This is a genomic window from Allobosea sp. GW821-FHT10B12 (genome assembly GCF_059415545.1).
Map to the genome: position 1 here is coordinate 914,682 of NZ_JBWKNL010000003.1, position 16,836 is coordinate 931,517.

A 16,836-nucleotide genomic window follows, 5' to 3' on the forward strand; every position below is an offset into this window, starting at 1 on the left:
CGAACCGCAGGACCACGGACGTGATGAGATTTGGATTGCTGGGCGCCGGCCGGATCGGGCGCATTCACGGGCTCAACGTCGCGGGGCGCGCCGATGCGCAACTGGTCGCGCTCTCCGATGCCTCGGCCGAGGCCGCCGCCTCGCTCGCCCAGGCTTCCGGCGCCAAGGTTGCAACGACTGAGGCGATCCTCGCCGATTCCGGCATCGACGCCGTGGTGATCTGCACCCCGACCGACACCCATGCCGATCTGATCGAGGCCGCGGTCTCAGCCGGCAAGGCGGTGTTCTGCGAGAAGCCGGTCGATCTCGACGCCGGCCGCATCCGCCGCTGCCTCGAGGTGGTGGCCAAGTCCGGCAAGCCGCTGATGATCGGCTTCAATCGCCGCTTCGATCCGAACTTCGCTGCGCTGGAAGGCCGCCTGCGCGCCGGCGAGGCCGGCGCGATCGAGATCGTCAGCGTGATCTCGCGCGATCCCGGCCCGCCGCCGGTCGAATACGTCAAGCGCTCGGGCGGGCTCTTCCGGGACATGATGATCCATGATTTCGACATGGCCCGCTTCCTCCTCGCCGAGGAGCCGGTCGAGGTCTTCGCGCTCGGCTCGGCCTTGGTCGATCCGGCGATCGGCCAGGCCGGCGACGTCGACACCGCCGCCGTGCTGATGCGCACCGCAAGCGGCCGCATCGCCCAGATCTCGAATTCGCGCCGCGCAACTTACGGCTACGACCAGCGCATCGAGGTGCACGGCTCCAAGGGCATGCTGCGCGCCGGCAATATCCACGAGACCACCGTGGAGATCGCGACCGGCGCCGGCTTCCGCGCCGATCCCGTGCAGAACTTCTTCCTGGAGCGCTACGCCGCGGCCTATCGCGCCGAGCTCGACGCCTTCGTCAGCGCCTGCCGCGACAAACGCGCCCCCTCGCCGTCGGGCCTCGATGGTCTGAAGGCCCAGATCCTGGCCGATGCGGCGACCGAGTCGCGCCGCACCGGCAAGCCGGTCGCCGTCTCGCTGGAGGCGCTGTGATGACGCCTGCCGAACTTGAACTGCGCGAATATGCCGTGCTCGGCCTCGTCGCAGAGGCCAGTCATCTCGCGCTCGGCTATTTCGGCCGGAGCGATGCCCTGAACATCACGATGAAGGGCGCCCAGGATTGGCTCACCGCCGCCGACGGCACCGTGGAGAGCTTCCTGCGCGAGCGGCTTGAACGGCTCTTCCCATCCGATGCCGTGATTGGCGAGGAAGGCGGTGGCGAAGCGGCCGATGCGGTCTGGATCATCGATCCGATCGATGGCACCGCCAACTTCGCTCATGGCGATCGCAACTGGTGCATCTCGATCGGCCTCGTGCTCGACGGGCGGCCGGAGATCGGGGTCATCGCGGCCCCCGCGCTCGGCGAGGTCTACCGCGCCCGGCGCGGCAGCGGGGCGAGCCTCAACGGCCGGCCGATCCGGGTTTCGGGCACCAGCGATATCGGCCGCGCCAGCCTCGAATTCGGCTGGTCGAAGCGCCGGCCGCTCGACAGCTATATCGACATGGTCAGGCGAGGCTTCGAGGCCGGCGCGGCGGTCAAGCGCCCCGGCGCCGGAGCGCTCGGGCTCTGCCATGTCGCCTGCGGCCGAACCGACGCCTATGCCGAATTGCACATCAATTCCTGGGACGTCGCCGCCGGGCTGGTGATCGCTGCCGAGGCCGGCGCCCACGTCAATGATTTCTTCGAGGGCGACGCGATCGCTGCCGGCAATCCGGTCCTGTGCTGCACGCCGGAGCTGACGACAGAGCTGGAGCGCATCACCGGAATAGTAAGCCGGCACAGGGATCGTTGATCTTTTCGAACGAACGGTCACTATCGACCCAACAAGAACAAGTCAGAACCAAAAATCGGGAGGACAATATGCAGAAACACCATTGGCTTCGCGCCGGGCTGTTGGCCGCCGCTGCGAGCGCGGCCTTCGCCGCTGCTCCAGCCCAGGCCCAGGGCTCGCTCGTCATGTATTGCGGCGTGCAGGAGGAATGGTGCCGCGCCATGAGCGGCGCCTTCGAGAAGGAGACCGGCATCAAGGTCGCGATGACCCGCAAGTCGGCTGGCGAGATCTATGCCCAGCTCAAGGCGGAATCGTCCAATCCGCGCGGCGACATCTGGTGGGGCGGCACCGGCGACCCGCATCTGCAGGCGGCCGAGGAAGGCCTGACGCAGGAGTATGAATCGCCCGCCAACAAGGACATGCACGAGTGGGCGCTGGCGCAATGGGAAGCGGCCAAGAAGCGCTCGGTCGGCATCTATGCCGGCGCGCTCGGCTTCGGCTACAACACCCAGCAGATCAAGGCCAAGGGCCTGAATGAGCCCAAGTGCTGGGCCGACCTGCTCGATCCCAAGCTGAAGGACGACGTCCAGGTCGCCGACCCGAACTCCTCGGGCACGGCCTACAACCTGCTCGCCACGGTCGTGCAGCTGATGGGCGAGGACAAGGGCTTCGACTATCTCAGGGCCCTGCACAAGAACGTCAGCCAGTACACCAAGTCGGGTGCGGCTCCAGCAAAGGCGGCGAGCCTCGGCGAGACTGCCGTCGGCATCGTCTTCATCCATGACGCCGTGGTGTTCGCCGTGCAGGGCGATCCGATCAAGGCCGTCGCCCCTTGCGAGGGCACCGGCTACGAGATCGGCTCGATGTCGATCGTCAAGGGCGCGCGCAATCTCGACAACGCCAAGAAGTTCTATGACTGGGCCCTGACCCCGGCGGCACAGGCGCTCGCGGCGCCAGCGAAGTCCTATCAGGTTCCCTCGAACAAGAACGCGCCGGTCCCGGCCCAGGCGCCGAAGATGTCCGAGATGAAGCTGATCAAGTACGACTTCGTCAAATACGGCTCCTCGGCCGAGCGCGTCCGGCTGCTGACCAAGTGGGACAAGGAGATCAAGGCGCTGCCCAAGTGATCGGACAAGTGAGCTCGCGCTGATCGCGGACATCTGAGACGAGAGGCGAGAGACGATGCGTCCCGCGACGAGGCTTGCGCTGCTGGCCGGCTGGCTCGGCTATGCGCTCATCCCCTGGTACCTGCCCGAGGGGATGAGCCTTGCCGGCTATCCCTTCGGCAAGGCCGGCACGGCGCTCGCGCTCGTGCTCTCGGGGGCGGCGCCCTGGCTCGCGCCGGTCGGCATCGCCCTCCTCTTCGCCAGCCTCTTCGCCTTCCGGCAGGAGAATGCCGGCACCGGCAAGCTCCTGGCCTGGATCGGCTTTGCCGGGCTCGTCGTCTTCTTCGCCCAGGGCTTTGCCGTCACGCTCAAGGACCAGGGCATGCCGACGCTGGCCGCCCTGCTCGGCGGTGCCGGGGCGGCCCAGTCCGGCATGGGCTTCGGCGCGCTCATAACCCTGGTCTCGCTGCTGCTCCTGCTCTGCCACGGCCTCGCCTATCGCGGGCTGTGCCGTGGCGACCTCTTCACGACCTCCTCGATCGGCATCGTCATCATGCTGATCGCGCTCTTCATCTTCCTGCCGGTGGCGGTGATCCTGCGCAGCGCTCTGGTCGATACCAGCGGCGCCCTCGTCCTCGGCGAGTTCGTCGAGCGCTTCTTCAGCCCGACGATCTGGGGACTGGGCTGCCTCAGCGCCAACACCAATTGCGGCGTCGCCTGGAACACGCTGATCCTCGCCGTGCTGACCGGCATCATCACCACCTTGCTTGGCCTCGCCTGCGCCCTGCTGATCCTGCGCACCGGCATGCCCGGCAAGCGGGCCATGCGCCTGCTCACCGTGCTGCCGATCATCACGCCGCCCTTCGTCATCGGCCTGGCGCTGATCCTGCTCTTTGGGCGTTCGGGCCTGTTCTCGACATTCCTGTTCGAATGGTTCGGCGTGCCGCGCTCGCGCTGGATCTATGGCCTGCCCGGCGTCCTGCTCGCCCAGGTCCTCGCCTTCGCGCCGATCGCCTTCCTGGTGCTGATCGGCGTCGTGCAGGGCATCGCGCCGAGCCTGGAAGAAGCCTCGCAGACGCTCGGCGCCAAGCGCTGGACCACCTTCCGCACCGTGACCTGGCCGCTGCTTCGGCCCGGCCTCGCCAACGCCTTCCTGCTCGGCTTCGTCGAGAGCATGGCCGATTTCGGCAATCCGCTGGTGCTCGGCGGCAATTTCGAGGTGCTGTCGACCAAGATCTTCTTCGCCGTGGTCGGGGCCGCGCATAATCAGGGCCAGGCGGCGGTGCTCGCCGTCGTCCTGCTCGGCTTCACGCTCGCCGCCTTCTGGGCACAACAGAGCTGGCTCGGCAGCAAGTCCTATACGACCGTCACCGGCAAGGGTGATTCCGGCCTGCCGACGCCGCTGCCGCGCCGGATCACCTGGATTTCGGCGCTGGTGATCGGCCCCTGGGTGGCGCTGACCGCCGTCATCTACATCGTCATCCTGATGGGCGGCTTCGTGAAGACGATGGGCCGCGACCACACCCCGACGCTGCAGCACTACATCACCGGCTTCTCGATCGATTTCAGCCGCGGACTCTATTTCGACGGCTCGGCCTGGCCGTCCTTCTTCACCACGCTGAAGCTCGCCGCGATCTCGGCGCCGCTGACGGCGCTCATTGGCCTGCTCACCGCTTACCTGCTGACGCGGCAGCGCTTCGCCGGTCGCGGCGCCCTCGAATTCGCGACCATGCTGAGCTTCGCCATTCCCGGCACCGTGCTCGGCGTCGCCTATATCCTCGCCTTCAACGTGCCGCCGGTCGAGATCACCGGCACCGGCCTGATCCTCGTCATCGCCTTCGTCTTCCGCAACATGCCGGTCGGCGTGCGCTCCGGCATCGCCGGGTTGTCGCAGATCGACAAGAGCCTGGACGAGGCTTCGGCGACGCTCTCGGCCCGCAGCTTCACCACGCTCTGGCGGGTGGTGCTGCCGCTGCTGCGCCCTGCCCTCGTCGCGGCGCTGGTCTACAGCTTCGTGCGCAGCATGACGACGGTCAGCGCCGTGATCTTCCTGGTCTCGGCCGAATACAACCTCGCCACCGCCTATATCGTCGGCCGCGTCGAGGCCGGCGAGTTCGGCCTCGCCATCGCCTATTCCTCGGTGCTGATCGTGGTGATGGCGCTTGGTATCAGCCTGATCCAGCTCGGCGTCGGCGAGCGCAAGCTCGGCCGACGCGGCACGCCTGCCCTCGCCGCCTCCGCCGCCGAGCCGATCAAGTAAGGATACGTTGCAGCCATGCCCAAGGCCGGCCCCGCCTCCGTCGAGTTCCGCAATGTCAGCATGCGCTATGGCGCGGTGACTGCGGTCGACAATGTCAGTTTTTCGATCGAAGCCGGCAAGCTGGTGACGCTGCTCGGCCCTTCCGGCTGCGGCAAGACCACGACGCTGCGCATGATCGCCGGCCTGGAGATCGCCAGTGAAGGCGAGATCCTGATCGGCGGCAAGGACGTCACCCGGCTCTCCGCCGCCGATCGCGACGTCAGCATGGTCTTCCAGTCCTATGCGCTCTTCCCGCATATGAGCGTGCTCGACAACACCGCCTATGGCCCGACAGTGAAAGGCCTGCCCAAGGCCAAGGCGCAGGAGATGGCGCTGGAGAAGCTGGCGCTGGTCGGCCTCAAGGGCTTCGAGAAGCGTTTCCCCTCGGAGCTCTCCGGCGGACAGCAGCAGCGCGTCGCCGTCGCGCGCGCCCTCGTGCTCGAGCCGCAGGTGCTGCTCTTCGACGAGCCGCTCTCCAATCTCGACGCCAAATTGCGCCGGCGCGTGCGCGAAGAGATTCGCGAGCTGCAGCAGACGCTCAATCTCACCGTCGCCTATGTCACGCACGATCAGGAAGAGGCGCTCGCCGTCTCCGACCGCATCATCGTGATGTCGAACGCCCGCATCGCCCAGCAGGGCACGCCGCGCCAGCTCTATGAGGAGCCGGCCGATGCCTTCGTCGCCGACTTCATCGGCGACGCCAACATGGTCGACGTCACTGTGAAGTCAGTCGCAGACGGGCGCGCAGAGGTCGCGATCGGGCCGGCCAGCGTCTCATTGCCGGCACGCGGCCTGCAGCCGGGCCCTGCCAAGGCAGCGATCAGGCCGCAGAGCCTCATGGCCTCGCGCCATGAGAGCCAGGGCACGCTGCCGGGCAGCGTCCGCAAATGCGCCTATCTCGGCAATCATCTCGACCTGATGATCGAGACCGCCGTCGGCGAGCTCTTCGTCATCAGCCACGATGTCGACGACATGCTGGCGCCGGGGACGCCGGTCTGGCTCTCCTTCGCCAGCTCGGGCGTGATCCTGGTGCCCTGAGCTTCTGCTTGTCGGCCTCAGCCGCCGACGTGGAACGAGTAGCTCGCGCCGATACCCACCGAGAACTGGTTGCGCTGGCCGAGCGTGTCGACGAGCGGCGAGTTGGCGGCGTCGCCGACCAGCCGGTCATAACGCGCAAACAGGGTTGTGGAGAGGCTCGGCGACCAAGCGTATTCCAATGACGAGGCAAGGCCGATAGATTTGGCGCCGCCGCCGGGCCTGTAGGCCGTGACCACTCCGTTGAGCGTGGCCTCGTAAGGCAGCACGCCGAAATTTCGGCGCATGAACGAGGCGCTGCCGAGCGATAGACGCGGTCCGACGGCGAAGGTGAAGCTGCCGAGCCGTTCCACCCAGTCGGCCGAGAGATCGGCGACGACCCCGTGATGACCGTTGAAGCCCTGACGAACCTCGATACGGGTGCGCAGGCGCTCGGGAACCAGCCAGTACTCGGCAAAGGCGCCGGCCTCGATCGACCACGGCACGTCGCGCAAGCCGAAAAGCCTGGCGTTCGAACCGGAATAGCGTCCGGCGCGATAGCTGCCGACGACACCGACGCTGAAGCGGTCGGTTTCGTAGAGCGCATAGTCCAGCCCTTCATCGGGCGCGCTGAAACCGGCCGGCTCGCCGGCCCGGCGCCAGGAGATCGACGGCATGAAGGATGGGCCCGCCGAATTCGATCCCTCGTATTTCGGCCCTACCTCGAACGAGCCGCCCAGCGTGATGATCCAGCCCTTTGCGGGAGCGGGATCGGTCACGGCGCGCTTGCCGTCATCGTCGCCTGCCTGTGCCGCTCCGCTAGCAAACGCGATCGCAATCGCTCCCGCCAGAACGGCTGGGCGATGGCGCAAGCCGAAGCGATGGCGTTCGGGACGAGCAGGAATAGGCATGGAGAGTCGTCCCGTAGTCAGTCCGCGATCGCGCGGCCCAGCTTGATACCGAGTTTCTTGATCCGATGCCAAAGGCTTCTCTCGGCTATGCCTAGCAATTTCGCAGCCCTGACCTGCACGCCGTCGCTGCGCCTGAGCGCCGCAATGATGAACTCCCGCTCGATCCGTTCGAGCTCGGCGTCGAGATCGCGCGGCAGGCCATCGCGCTCGCTCCGGCGGCTGCCGACGAACAGGTCCTGCGGCAGATCGACCGCATCGATCGTCTGCGCCTTGGCGACGATCACCGCCCGTTCGATGCAGTTGTGCAGCTCCCGGATGTTCCCGGGCCAGTCATAGGCGGTCATCGCGGCCATGGCTGTCGGCGAGAAGCCGGTCGCTCGCTTGCCCATCCCGTCCGCCAGCTCGGTCAGGAAATGCGCCGCCAACAGCGGGATGTCGTCGGCGCGGTCGCGCAGCGGCGGCAGCAGGATCGGGAAGACGTTGAGCCGGTAGAACAGGTCCTCGCGGAAGCTGCCGCCATCGACGGCCTGGCGCATGTCCCGGTGCGTCGCGGCGACCAGACGGACGTCGACGGTCTGCGTCCGGGTCGCACCGACCGGCTCGAAGCTGCGCTCCTGGATCACCCGCAGCAGCTTGGCCTGGACCGGCAGGGGCATGTCGCCGATCTCGTCGAGGAAAAGCGTGCCGCCATCGGCGGCGGCAAAACGGCCGATCCGGTTGGCGAGAGCCCCGGTGAAGGCGCCCTTCACATGGCCGAAGAGCTCGCTCTCCAGCAGGGCTTCGGGAATCGCCGTGCAGTTGACCGCAATGAAGGGCTTGTCGCGCCGCGGGCTGTTGAAGTGGATCGCGCGAGCGACCAGTTCCTTGCCGGTGCCGCTCTCGCCGTTGAGCAGCACGGTCGCCTTGGTCTCGCAGACCTCCGTCACCTGCTCGATCACGCGGCGGAAGGCGGCGCTGTTGCCGACCAGCGTATCGAAGCTGTAGCGGCCCTCGAGCTCGCTGCGCAGCCGTTCATTGTCGCGCACCACGTCGGCGAGGCGCAGCGCCCGCCTGATCGTGGCGGAGACATCGTCGATCTCGAACGGCTTGGCGATGTAGTCGAAGGCTCCTTCCTTGACGAGGTCGACCGCGTCCCGCACCGCCGCAAAGGCGGTTATGATGATGACAGGCACCTCCGGCCAGCGGCCGCGGACCTCGCGCAGCAAAGCGCGCCCGTCCATCACCGGCAGCCTGAGGTCGGTCAGCACCAGATCGAAGCGCGCCTGTTCGAGCTCGGCGAGGGCCGCGCGGGCACTGTGCACCGCCGTGGCGCGATAGCCGAGATCCTCCAGCGCCGCCGCCAGCACGTCGGCGAGCCGCACCTCATCGTCGACCACCAGGATGGAACGGCTCATGCCGACGCTCCCGGTTTCGCCCGCGGCAGCGTGATGGTGAAGGCAGCGCCTCGCCCCGGCACGCAGACGCAGGAGGTGCTGCCGCCATGGGCCTCCACCACGCTCTGCACCTTGGCAAGGCCGAGCCCGGTGCCCTTCGCCTTGGTGGTGAAGAACGGATTGAAGATCTCCTGGCGGATCGCGTCCGGCACGCCGGCGCCCTCGTCGCGGATCGTCAGCGAGACCATCTCGTCTGTGGCGCTCACTCTCGCCGCGATCTTGCCTCCATCCGGCATGGCGTCGATCGCGTTGAGGATGAGATTCAGGCAGGCCTGATACAACTGATCGGGGTCGCCGAGAACGATCGCGCCGCCGCTATGGTCCTCGATCGAGAGCTCGATCTTCTGGCGGCTGAATTCGGGCGCGGCGATCGCCGCGACGCGGTCGATCACCGAGCGTAAGGGCAGCTCCACCTTCACCGGCGGCTTCGGCTGGGCGAAGTCGAGGAAATCGCGCACCAGCGTCTCGATGCGGCGGACCTCGTCGATGACGTAGCCGAGCATCTTTTCCTCCGCCCCGCCGAGCTTGGCGCGGTTGCGGACCACCTCGGTCGAGGTCTTAATGATGCCCAGCGGGTTGCGCACTTCATGGGCGATCACCATCGCCGCCTGCCCGAGCGCCGAAAGCCGGTCGCGGCGTCGCAGCTCCGCCTCCAGTTCGCGCAGTTTGCCGAGCTGCTCGGCCATGCCGTTGAAGCCGTTGGCGAGCTCGACGATCTCGCGGCCGCCGCCGGCCGAGACACGCTGACCAAAATCGCCACCAGCGATCGCCCGCACGCCATGGGTCAACGCGCGCAGCGGCCGGACCAGCAGGTCCGAGGTCAGGATGCCGACGACGATCGAGATCGCGCTGCCGAGCAGGAAGATGCCGAGGAACAGGCTCTCCCGGCCGAGCTGCTCGAAGAAGCCCGCCTCGCTGCGCATGCCGATGAAGCTGATCGCCGCGAGCTCACCGTCGATGCCGCGCAGGCCGGAATAGACGGCGCGGTAGGCGCCGCCGTCGGCGGCCGGCTCGAAGATCGCTTCCTCTCCGGCTTCGAGCTTCGCCCGCACGTTTTGCGGAACCGCGGTCGTACGGTCGGGGTGGGTCTGCATCACCAGTTCGAGCTGCTTGTTGAAGAGCGCGAAGAGTCGGATCTCCAGCGACGTCACCACCTTGATGCCGCCGAAGGAGCCTTCATCGAGCCAGGTCCCGACCAGGATATTGGCCGGCTGCCCCCCGATCTGCACGGCCTGGACCGCGCCCGCCATGATCCAGCGCTTGCCGTCGGTTTCGATCCTGAACAGGCCGAGGCTGGTCTCCGCCGGCAACGGGCTGACGCTGTTGAAATCGCGGGTCTTGAACAGGACGTCGCCGCCGGGGCGATAGATCGCGATCAGATCGTAGCCGACCGAGCTCAGCACCGCGAACTCGCGCTCGACGGTTTTCTGCATCTTGTGCTCGTCGGCTGCCTGCTCCAGCCGGTGCCCGATCACGCCCGCGACGCGCTGCGCCTCCTGCGTCGCCTCGGCGATCTCGAGGGCGAAGAAGCGCGAGGTCTCGCCGAGCCACTGCTCGACATTCTCCTCGAAGGCGTCCGAGATCAGCCTGGCCGCGATATAGGCGGACGCCATCATCGCCGGCACGCTGACCAGCATGAAGCCGATCACCAGCCTGAACCTGAGCGATGTCATCCGCATCGACATGCCGGGCTCGTTCTCCCCTCAGCTCCGACCACCGACCGACGTCATGGCTGCCGCGACCAGGTATCGTCGTCGCAGATCAGGCCGCCGAGCACGCAGCCGCGGACGACGAGGCTGCGGGAGGAGGCCAGTTCCAGCGTGGTCCGATAGGTCTTGCCGTCGGCCGGATTGTAGCCTTCGCCCTCCAGCGCTCCCTTGGCGGAGGGCTTGAAGCCGGAAAGCACTTGCAGACCGAGCAGGGAACGCTTCCGCTGACTTTCATCGGGATTGAATATGTCGAAGCGCGCCTCTTTCAGCCAGACGATCTTGCCGCACAGCGCCGGGCCGCAACGGCTGATCGCGATCTCCGATTCCCCGTCGGAATCGCGCCAGCGCCCGACGATGTCGCCCATCGGGTCGGCCAGAGCCGGCAGCGCCGCCGTCAGGGTCGCCGCGAGCACGCAGGCCAGGCCAAGTCCACGCATCAGTCGTCACTCCCGAGCAGGACCACGCCTGCGATGATCAGCGCGATTCCGCCTGCGCGAACCAGGTCGATCTGCTCGCCGAAAGTGAACCAGGCGAACAGCGGAACCGTGACATAGACCAGTCCGGTCATCGGGAAGGCGCGGCTGAGCGGCATGTCGCGCAGGATCGCCATCCAGACGACGAAGGTGCCGATATAGCCGAGCGTCGCAAACCAGACACCCGGCAGCGACACTGCCTTCGCCATCATGGCGAAGCCGAATTCCATGTCGCCGAGCCCGTCTGCGCCCCATTTGAAGGCGAGCTGCGTGCCGGTGTCGAGCACGACGAAGGCGACCCAGATCGCGAGTTGGCGCGTCCAGGAGGTCGTGGCCGGTGGCGAGATGCTGCTCATGCGGCCTTCTTTCGGGCGATTGCGGCAAGATCGGGATCGAAGCGCTCGAAACCGAGCCAGGGGCTCAAGGAGCGCAGCGCCCATTGCAATGGCGCGAGCCGATGCCGGACATAGAGGGTCGAAGGCACGAGCCGGCTGCCGAAGCGCAGCTTCGAGGCATAGGCCGTCTGGCCGCTCTGGAGCTTGCCGATGCCGCGCTCCAGACAGAAGCGGACATTCGCCATCCAGCTCACGGCATAGAGGTTATGTTCGCGCGCCAGCGGGTAGCGCATGCCCAGGAACTTGTCGATCACGCGGTCGGACTCGACCAGCAGCAGGTTGAAGGCGGCGAGCTCGTCGCCGATCCAGTAGAGCACGAACACCGCCCGCTCGCCGAGCGCACGCGAGACCGCGCCGAAATAGCCCGGTGGCAGCACTTCGAGCTCGCCATAGTCAAGCCCGCTCTGTGCCCGTGTCGCCTCGTATAGCGCGTCGATCCTAGGCTCCAACTCGGTAATGTCGCTGTGGAAAGCGATGCGGACCTCACCTGCCCTGGCGAGCTTGCGCTTGATGTCCTTGCGCGTCGCCGCCGAGAGCGAGGCGAGATAGGCGGCCTCGTCGGCGAAGGGCAGGTCGAGCAGCGCGATCGGCAGACTGCCGAGCCGGGCAAAGCCTACCTGCTTCAGCGCATCGCCGACGCCGTCTTCTTCTGCCGGCGCCAAGTCCTTCCAGACCACGAGATGCGCGCCCTCCTCTGCGGCCTGCCGCTCCAGCGCGATGGAGAGCGCCTGGAAGGCAGCACTACGCCCGGCTGCATCGAGCTTCGGCGAGAAGCCGAGATGACAACGTTCGGCATAGGGCGAGCCGATGCAGAGGACCTTCAGGGTGACGAGGCCGGGCGCATGCCGATACAGGGTATCGCCGACGCTCCTGAGCTTGCCTTGCAAGGGCGTGTCGAGCCGGTAGTTCAATCGAAAAAACGGCGCGACCGCGACAACCTCGCCATCCTGCTCGGCAACGGCCGCCGCCATGCGCAGCCCGATTCCGCTCTCCGCCGCGACCGTATCGCAGGCGCTGTAATAGGCATGGCATTCCGCCTCACCCGGCAGGCAGGCGTCCCAGGCAGCGGAGGAGACATCCGCCATACCCGTCAGGATGCGGCCCTGGCCCATGCTCACTCAGCCGCCACGAGCGGCAGCGCCGGCAGGCGCGCTTTGGCGAGCCGCGCAGCCATGGCCAGCGAGCGCTCGATCACGATCTCATGCTGCTGGTCGATGGTGACGAGGTGATAGCTGTCGTCGAGGATCACTGCATCGACCAGCCCGCCGAGCTTGCGCTGAATCTCGAAGGCATTCTTCAGGTCAGCAATGTCGTCCTCGCGCGGATGGACCAGCAGCGCCGGGCATTTCACCAGAGACAACTCGCGGCGGGTGACCGCGATCAGGTCCCACATCTCTCTCAGCGAGCCCGACGGCGTGCCGAGTAGGCCGGCCTCCGAACTGTCGCCGCTCGCCAGCGACGAGACCACCAGCGCGCGGGTACGCGTGTCCTTCAGCCCATAGGGCTCGCGCTCGACGAACCGGTAGCGCCGCCCGAACGGCGTGTGGATCACCCATTTCAGCAGGAAGGCGTAGCGCGGGATCGACCAGCCATCATACCAGAAGGTCGGCGCATAGAGGGCGAGCCCGTCGACCTGGCCGGGACGCTGGGCAGCGACATGCATCGCCAGCACCGCGCCCATGGACAGCCCGCCGACGATCACCGTGTCGCAAATCTCGCGCATGCGCTCAAGCTCGGCGTAGACGCTCTGGGCCCAGTCGCGCCAGCCGGTGGCGAGGATCTCGGCCTCCCCGGCACAATGCCCGGCGAGCTGCGGACAATGCACGGTGTGGCCGGCGCGGTGCAGCGCCCGGGCGACGAAGCGCAATTCGGTCGGCGTGCCGCCGAGGCCGTGAATGAGCAGGAAGCCGGTGCGGTCACCGGCAAGGCGGACACTGAAATCGCGTGTGATCATCGGAACATGTCCGTCAAGCGGTTCGGGCGACGATGATGACGCCGCAGGTGATCAGGAAGGAGCCGAGCCATTGCCGACGGCCGACGCGCTCGCCGAGGAAGACGGCGCTGGCCAGGGTGATGGCTAGGAAGTTGGCGCTGGCGATCGGGAAGGCGATCGAGAGCGGCACCTCGGCGAGGATGCGCAACCAGATGAAGAACTCGGCTATGTAAGTTGCGATGCCGGCGGTGACCCAGCCGCAGCGCATCATCGCCGCAGCTGTCGCCCGGACATCGGCGCCCTGCGGCAACCTGTCGGCGCCGATCTTGAAACAGATCTGGCCGGCGACGTCGCAGACGACCGACGCTACGAACCAGAGGATGATCGTCATGCTCATGACAGCACTCGCTGGAAGCAGTCGATCAGGCGCGCATTGACGCGAGCGTTGACGGCGAGCTGTTCGGGCGTCGGCGTAAAGCGCGTCGGATGGTCGAAATAGGCGAGTGTGGCGCGGAAGGGATCGGTGAAGCGCGGCTCCGACCAGTCGCCGCAGACATCGGCACCGACGATCCGGCGCTCGGCAGACAGCCGCTCGACCGCCACCAGCAGATGATAGAGTGGTAGGTCGCCCTGGTCCCAGTTCGTGCAGGCATCGCCCGGCCCGAGCACATCCTTGTCGATCGTCAGCCAGATGGCTGTGGTCGGGATCGCCGCGATCAGCTCGTCGAGGAAATCCGACCAATCCTCGTCGGCGAGATTGCGCCAATGCAGATGTCCGTTCTCCTGGCGGAAGCTCGCGGTCTTGCCATAGCGCCCCCAGACCCGCGACGGCGCATGCCGCCAGGGGTAGAGCGCGATCCGCCCTTCGGCCACGGCCTTGAGATTGGCAAACTGCCACTCCGGACGGACGAGATCGTCGCTGCACGGACCGATCGTCACGACTTTATGGACCTGCGGCAATTCCAGCGCCCGGTTGACCCAGGCGCCGCAATTCACCGTCGCCGGAAAACTGACCCAGTCGGGGTGATTGTCGAAATGCACGACCGTGACTGGCTCTTCGACCCTGCCGAGCAGGGCCGAGGTGACGTGATGGAAATCGCCGGAGCCGTAGAAGAAGACGGGCACGCCCCGCCCCTCGCCATCGCGATGGGCAAGGCGCTGCAGCAGCTCCGCCTTGGCTCTGCGACCCGCGACGATGCGCAAGGCGCCGGCGAGGTCGGCCGCCTCGATGCGCGCGGCTGTGCCCGCGTCGATGCGCCGGCGCAGCGGCTCCTGCGCCGCCACGCTGCCATCGAGGTCGATCACCCGCAGGCGCACCGGCCCGTCTCCATTTCTCAGGCGCTGGCGACGCGGGCGAAGAGCTGGTCGAGCAGCTCGATCGCGAGGTCGATTTCGGCATAGCTCATGGTCAATGCCGGCGCGAGGGTGATGACGTTCTTGTAGTAGCCGCCAATGTCGAGCACGAGGCCATAGCGCTTGCCGCCGACCTCAAGGTCGGCCTTCATGCCCTCGTCGCACATCAGGTCGACCAGCCGCTTCGACGGAGTGAAGCTGTCATGCGGCTCGCAGACTTCGATCCGCAGCGCCATGCCGAGACCGTCGACCTCGCCGACGATCTTGTGGCGACGCTTCAGCCCTTGCAGCCCGTCGAGGAAATACGCGCCCTTGGCCATGACCATGGTCTCGTAGTCCTCTTCCTCCATCATCTTCATCGCCTCAAGCGCGACGGCGGTGCCGAGCGGGTTGGCGTTGAAGGTCGAATGGGTCGAGCCCGGCGGGAACACGGTCGGGTTGATCAGCTCCTCCTTGGCCCAGACGCCGGAGAGCGGGTTCAGCCCGTTGGTCACCGCCTTGCCGAAGACGATCACGTCCGGCTGCACGCCGAAATGCTCGATCGACCAGAGCTTGCCGGTCCGGTAGAAGCCCATCTGGATCTCGTCGACCACCAGCAGGATGCCGTGCTGGTCAAGCACCTTCTTGAGCTCGACGAAGAAGTTCGGCGGCGGGATGACGTAGCCGCCCGTGCCCTGCAGCGGCTCGACATAGAAGGCGGCGTATTCGGCCTCGCCGACCTTGGGATCCCAGACGCCGTTGTACTCGCTCTCGAACAGCCGGGCGAACTGCTGCACGCAGTGATGCCCGTATTCTTCCTTGCTCATCCCCTTGGGGCCGCGGAAATGGTAGGGGAACGGGATGAAATGCGCGCGCTCGCCGAAATGGCCGAAGCGGCGGCGATAGCGATAGGACGAGGTGATCGCCGAGGCGCCGAGCGTGCGGCCGTGATAGCCGCCCTCGAAGGCGAACATCAGGCTCTTGCCCTTCTTGGCGTTGCGCACGAGCTTGAGCGAATCCTCGACCGCCTGGGCGCCGCCGACATTGAAGTGGACGCGGCCCTTGGCGCCGAACTTGCGCTGCGCATCCTGGGCGATCATCGCCGCGAGCTCGATCTTCTCGCGGTGCAGATACTGGCTCGCCACCTGCGGCAGCGTGTCGATCTGGCGCTTCAGCGCATTGTTCAGGCGCGGATTGGCGTAGCCGAAATTCACGGCCGAGTACCACATCTGCAGGTCGAGGAAGCGGTTGCCGGCCGCGTCGAGCATGAACGAGCCCTCGCAGCCCGAGAAGATCTTCGGGAACTGCGTGTAGTGGACGGTGTCGCCATGCGAGCAGTATTCGGCCTCGAGCGCGAGCAGGCGGGCCTCTTCCTCGGCCAGCGTCGCCGCAGGCTGGGAGGAAACATCGACCTGCTCGGCGCGGTCGAGCAGGGTGAAGCCGTCATCCATTGATCATGTCCTTGCGTGCAGGGGCTGCCGGTTCCGTCGTGGTTTCCGACAGCAGGGTTTCGAGAAGGCCGACGGCCTCCGAGAAGGTGTTGAACGGGCGATGGCCGATGCCGTTGTCGCGGCAATGCGCGATCAGCCCCTTCTTGGCGAAGACGAGGTCGGCCTGGCCGGCGACGCAGAAATCCGAGCGGCCATCGCCGACCAGCAGGGTCAGCGGCCGGCTCAGGCTGCTGGCGACGCGGCACTTGCAGGTGCCGCTCGCGCAGCCGCCGGAGGGGTCGGCATGCGGCGAGGTCAGCCGCCAGCGATCGCCCGGCACCGGCTCGATATGGTTGGCGACGACCGTCAGGCCATTCAGGCCGGCGCGGCCCAGCAGCGCGTGAATGGTGCGATCGAGCCCATCGGAGACGACGGTGACCGGGATCCCGGCGCGCTGGCACAGCCGCACGAAGGCGGCGAAACCCCAATCGATCGCGAGCGACGATACGAAGGTGTCGAACACGTCGGGCGAGGCGTGCAGCAGCGCGACCTGACGTTGCATGCAGTCGCGCGAGCCGATCTTTCCGGCGACCCAATCCGCCTCGATCTCCTCCCAGCCCGGCTCCGCGAAGCGCTGCAGCACGAGGTCGGTCGTATCCTCACGTGAGATCGTCCCGTCGAAATCGACGATAGCCTGCCAATTCATGCCCGCTGCGCTCCAGCCAGTCCGCGCGCCGCCTCAGCAACCCCCGTGCCAGATACCAAGTCATTGAAAAGTCGAGATGAAGGGAGCTGCAGCTCCTGGCCGCAGCTCTCCATTTTTGGAGGCAGCTCCATTTTTTGGAGTATCGTATGCAGCTTATCAGCCGCGAGCTTGTGCGAGGATTGCCCGGCACGCGGCCCCGAGCAGATGACTAGGCGGGAAGCGCCGGGCGAGGCTCACCAATGCCGCCTGCTCCCCTGAAACGAACGATTCGAACCGTCGAGACCCTGCGCGCGA

The 16,836-nt window shown here is 66.8% G+C and carries 16 protein-coding genes; 5 read left to right on the top strand and 11 right to left on the bottom strand.

The window, feature by feature from the left end; genetic code table 11:
- The first annotated feature begins 20 nt into the window (after positions 1-20).
- The 5 genes from iolG to AC07O0_RS14470 all read left to right on the top strand — a co-directional run bounded on the left by iolG (position 21) and on the right by AC07O0_RS14470 (position 6,244).
- Complete coding sequence (gene iolG / locus AC07O0_RS14450) at positions 21-1,022, top strand: inositol 2-dehydrogenase (protein WP_494624123.1); 1,002 nt, start codon at positions 21-23, stop codon at positions 1,020-1,022.
- On the top strand, positions 1,022-1,822 hold the full coding sequence (locus AC07O0_RS14455; RefSeq protein WP_494624125.1) for an inositol monophosphatase family protein: 801 nt from the start codon (positions 1,022-1,024) through the stop codon (positions 1,820-1,822). Before iolG ends, AC07O0_RS14455 begins: the two co-directional genes overlap by 1 nt.
- Positions 1,823-1,890: 68 nt before the next feature.
- On the top strand, positions 1,891-2,928 hold the full coding sequence (locus tag AC07O0_RS14460) for an ABC transporter substrate-binding protein (protein ID WP_494624127.1): 1,038 nt from the start codon (positions 1,891-1,893) through the stop codon (positions 2,926-2,928).
- Between the two features lie 55 nt (positions 2,929-2,983).
- Positions 2,984-5,167 (top strand): ABC transporter permease, encoded by a 2,184-nt coding sequence (locus AC07O0_RS14465; RefSeq protein WP_494624129.1) that lies wholly within the window; start codon positions 2,984-2,986, stop codon positions 5,165-5,167.
- Positions 5,168-5,182: 15 nt separating this feature from the next.
- Positions 5,183-6,244, top strand: coding sequence for an ABC transporter ATP-binding protein (locus AC07O0_RS14470; protein ID WP_494624131.1), 1,062 nt, complete (start codon positions 5,183-5,185; stop codon positions 6,242-6,244).
- Between the two features lie 17 nt (positions 6,245-6,261).
- Here the strand turns inward: AC07O0_RS14470 and AC07O0_RS14475 are convergent, their stop codons facing one another.
- Genes AC07O0_RS14475 through AC07O0_RS14525 form a run of 11 tightly spaced genes read right to left on the bottom strand, consistent with a single transcriptional unit; the run spans position 6,262 to position 16,542 of the window.
- On the bottom strand, positions 6,262-7,131 hold the full coding sequence (locus AC07O0_RS14475) for a MipA/OmpV family protein (RefSeq protein ID WP_494624133.1): 870 nt from the start codon (positions 7,129-7,131) through the stop codon (positions 6,262-6,264).
- A gap of 17 nt (positions 7,132-7,148) precedes the next feature.
- Complete coding sequence (locus AC07O0_RS14480) at positions 7,149-8,525, bottom strand: sigma-54-dependent transcriptional regulator (RefSeq protein ID WP_494624135.1); 1,377 nt, start codon at positions 8,523-8,525, stop codon at positions 7,149-7,151.
- The gene (locus AC07O0_RS14485; protein WP_494624137.1) at positions 8,522-10,249 is read right to left on the bottom strand and encodes a sensor histidine kinase; all 1,728 of its coding nucleotides are present in this window, start codon (positions 10,247-10,249) and stop codon (positions 8,522-8,524) included. The genes AC07O0_RS14480 and AC07O0_RS14485 overlap by 4 nt, the downstream gene beginning before the upstream one ends.
- Positions 10,250-10,290: 41 nt before the next feature.
- The gene (locus tag AC07O0_RS14490; protein WP_494624139.1) at positions 10,291-10,710 is read right to left on the bottom strand and encodes a DUF2147 domain-containing protein; all 420 of its coding nucleotides are present in this window, start codon (positions 10,708-10,710) and stop codon (positions 10,291-10,293) included.
- Positions 10,710-11,102: a DMT family transporter gene (locus AC07O0_RS14495; protein WP_494624141.1), complete on the bottom strand. Its 393-nt coding sequence runs from the start codon at positions 11,100-11,102 to the stop codon at positions 10,710-10,712. The genes AC07O0_RS14490 and AC07O0_RS14495 overlap by 1 nt, the downstream gene beginning before the upstream one ends.
- Positions 11,099-12,253 (bottom strand): GNAT family N-acetyltransferase, encoded by a 1,155-nt coding sequence (locus tag AC07O0_RS14500; protein ID WP_494624143.1) that lies wholly within the window; start codon positions 12,251-12,253, stop codon positions 11,099-11,101. Before AC07O0_RS14500 ends, AC07O0_RS14495 begins: the two co-directional genes overlap by 4 nt.
- A 2-nt stretch (positions 12,254-12,255) precedes the next feature.
- Positions 12,256-13,095, bottom strand: coding sequence for an alpha/beta hydrolase (locus AC07O0_RS14505; protein WP_494624145.1), 840 nt, complete (start codon positions 13,093-13,095; stop codon positions 12,256-12,258).
- Between the two features lie 13 nt (positions 13,096-13,108).
- Positions 13,109-13,471: an EamA family transporter gene (locus tag AC07O0_RS14510; RefSeq protein WP_494624147.1), complete on the bottom strand. Its 363-nt coding sequence runs from the start codon at positions 13,469-13,471 to the stop codon at positions 13,109-13,111.
- Entirely contained in the window at positions 13,468-14,391 is a 924-nt protein-coding gene (locus AC07O0_RS14515) for an arginase family protein (protein WP_494624149.1), read from the bottom strand. The genes AC07O0_RS14510 and AC07O0_RS14515 overlap by 4 nt, the downstream gene beginning before the upstream one ends.
- 17 nt (positions 14,392-14,408) lie before the next feature.
- Positions 14,409-15,857, bottom strand: coding sequence for an aspartate aminotransferase family protein (locus AC07O0_RS14520; RefSeq protein ID WP_494624151.1), 1,449 nt, complete (start codon positions 15,855-15,857; stop codon positions 14,409-14,411).
- The gene (locus AC07O0_RS14525) at positions 15,850-16,542 is read right to left on the bottom strand and encodes an MtnX-like HAD-IB family phosphatase (RefSeq protein WP_494624153.1); all 693 of its coding nucleotides are present in this window, start codon (positions 16,540-16,542) and stop codon (positions 15,850-15,852) included. The genes AC07O0_RS14520 and AC07O0_RS14525 overlap by 8 nt, the downstream gene beginning before the upstream one ends.
- Positions 16,543-16,836 lie beyond the last annotated feature (294 nt).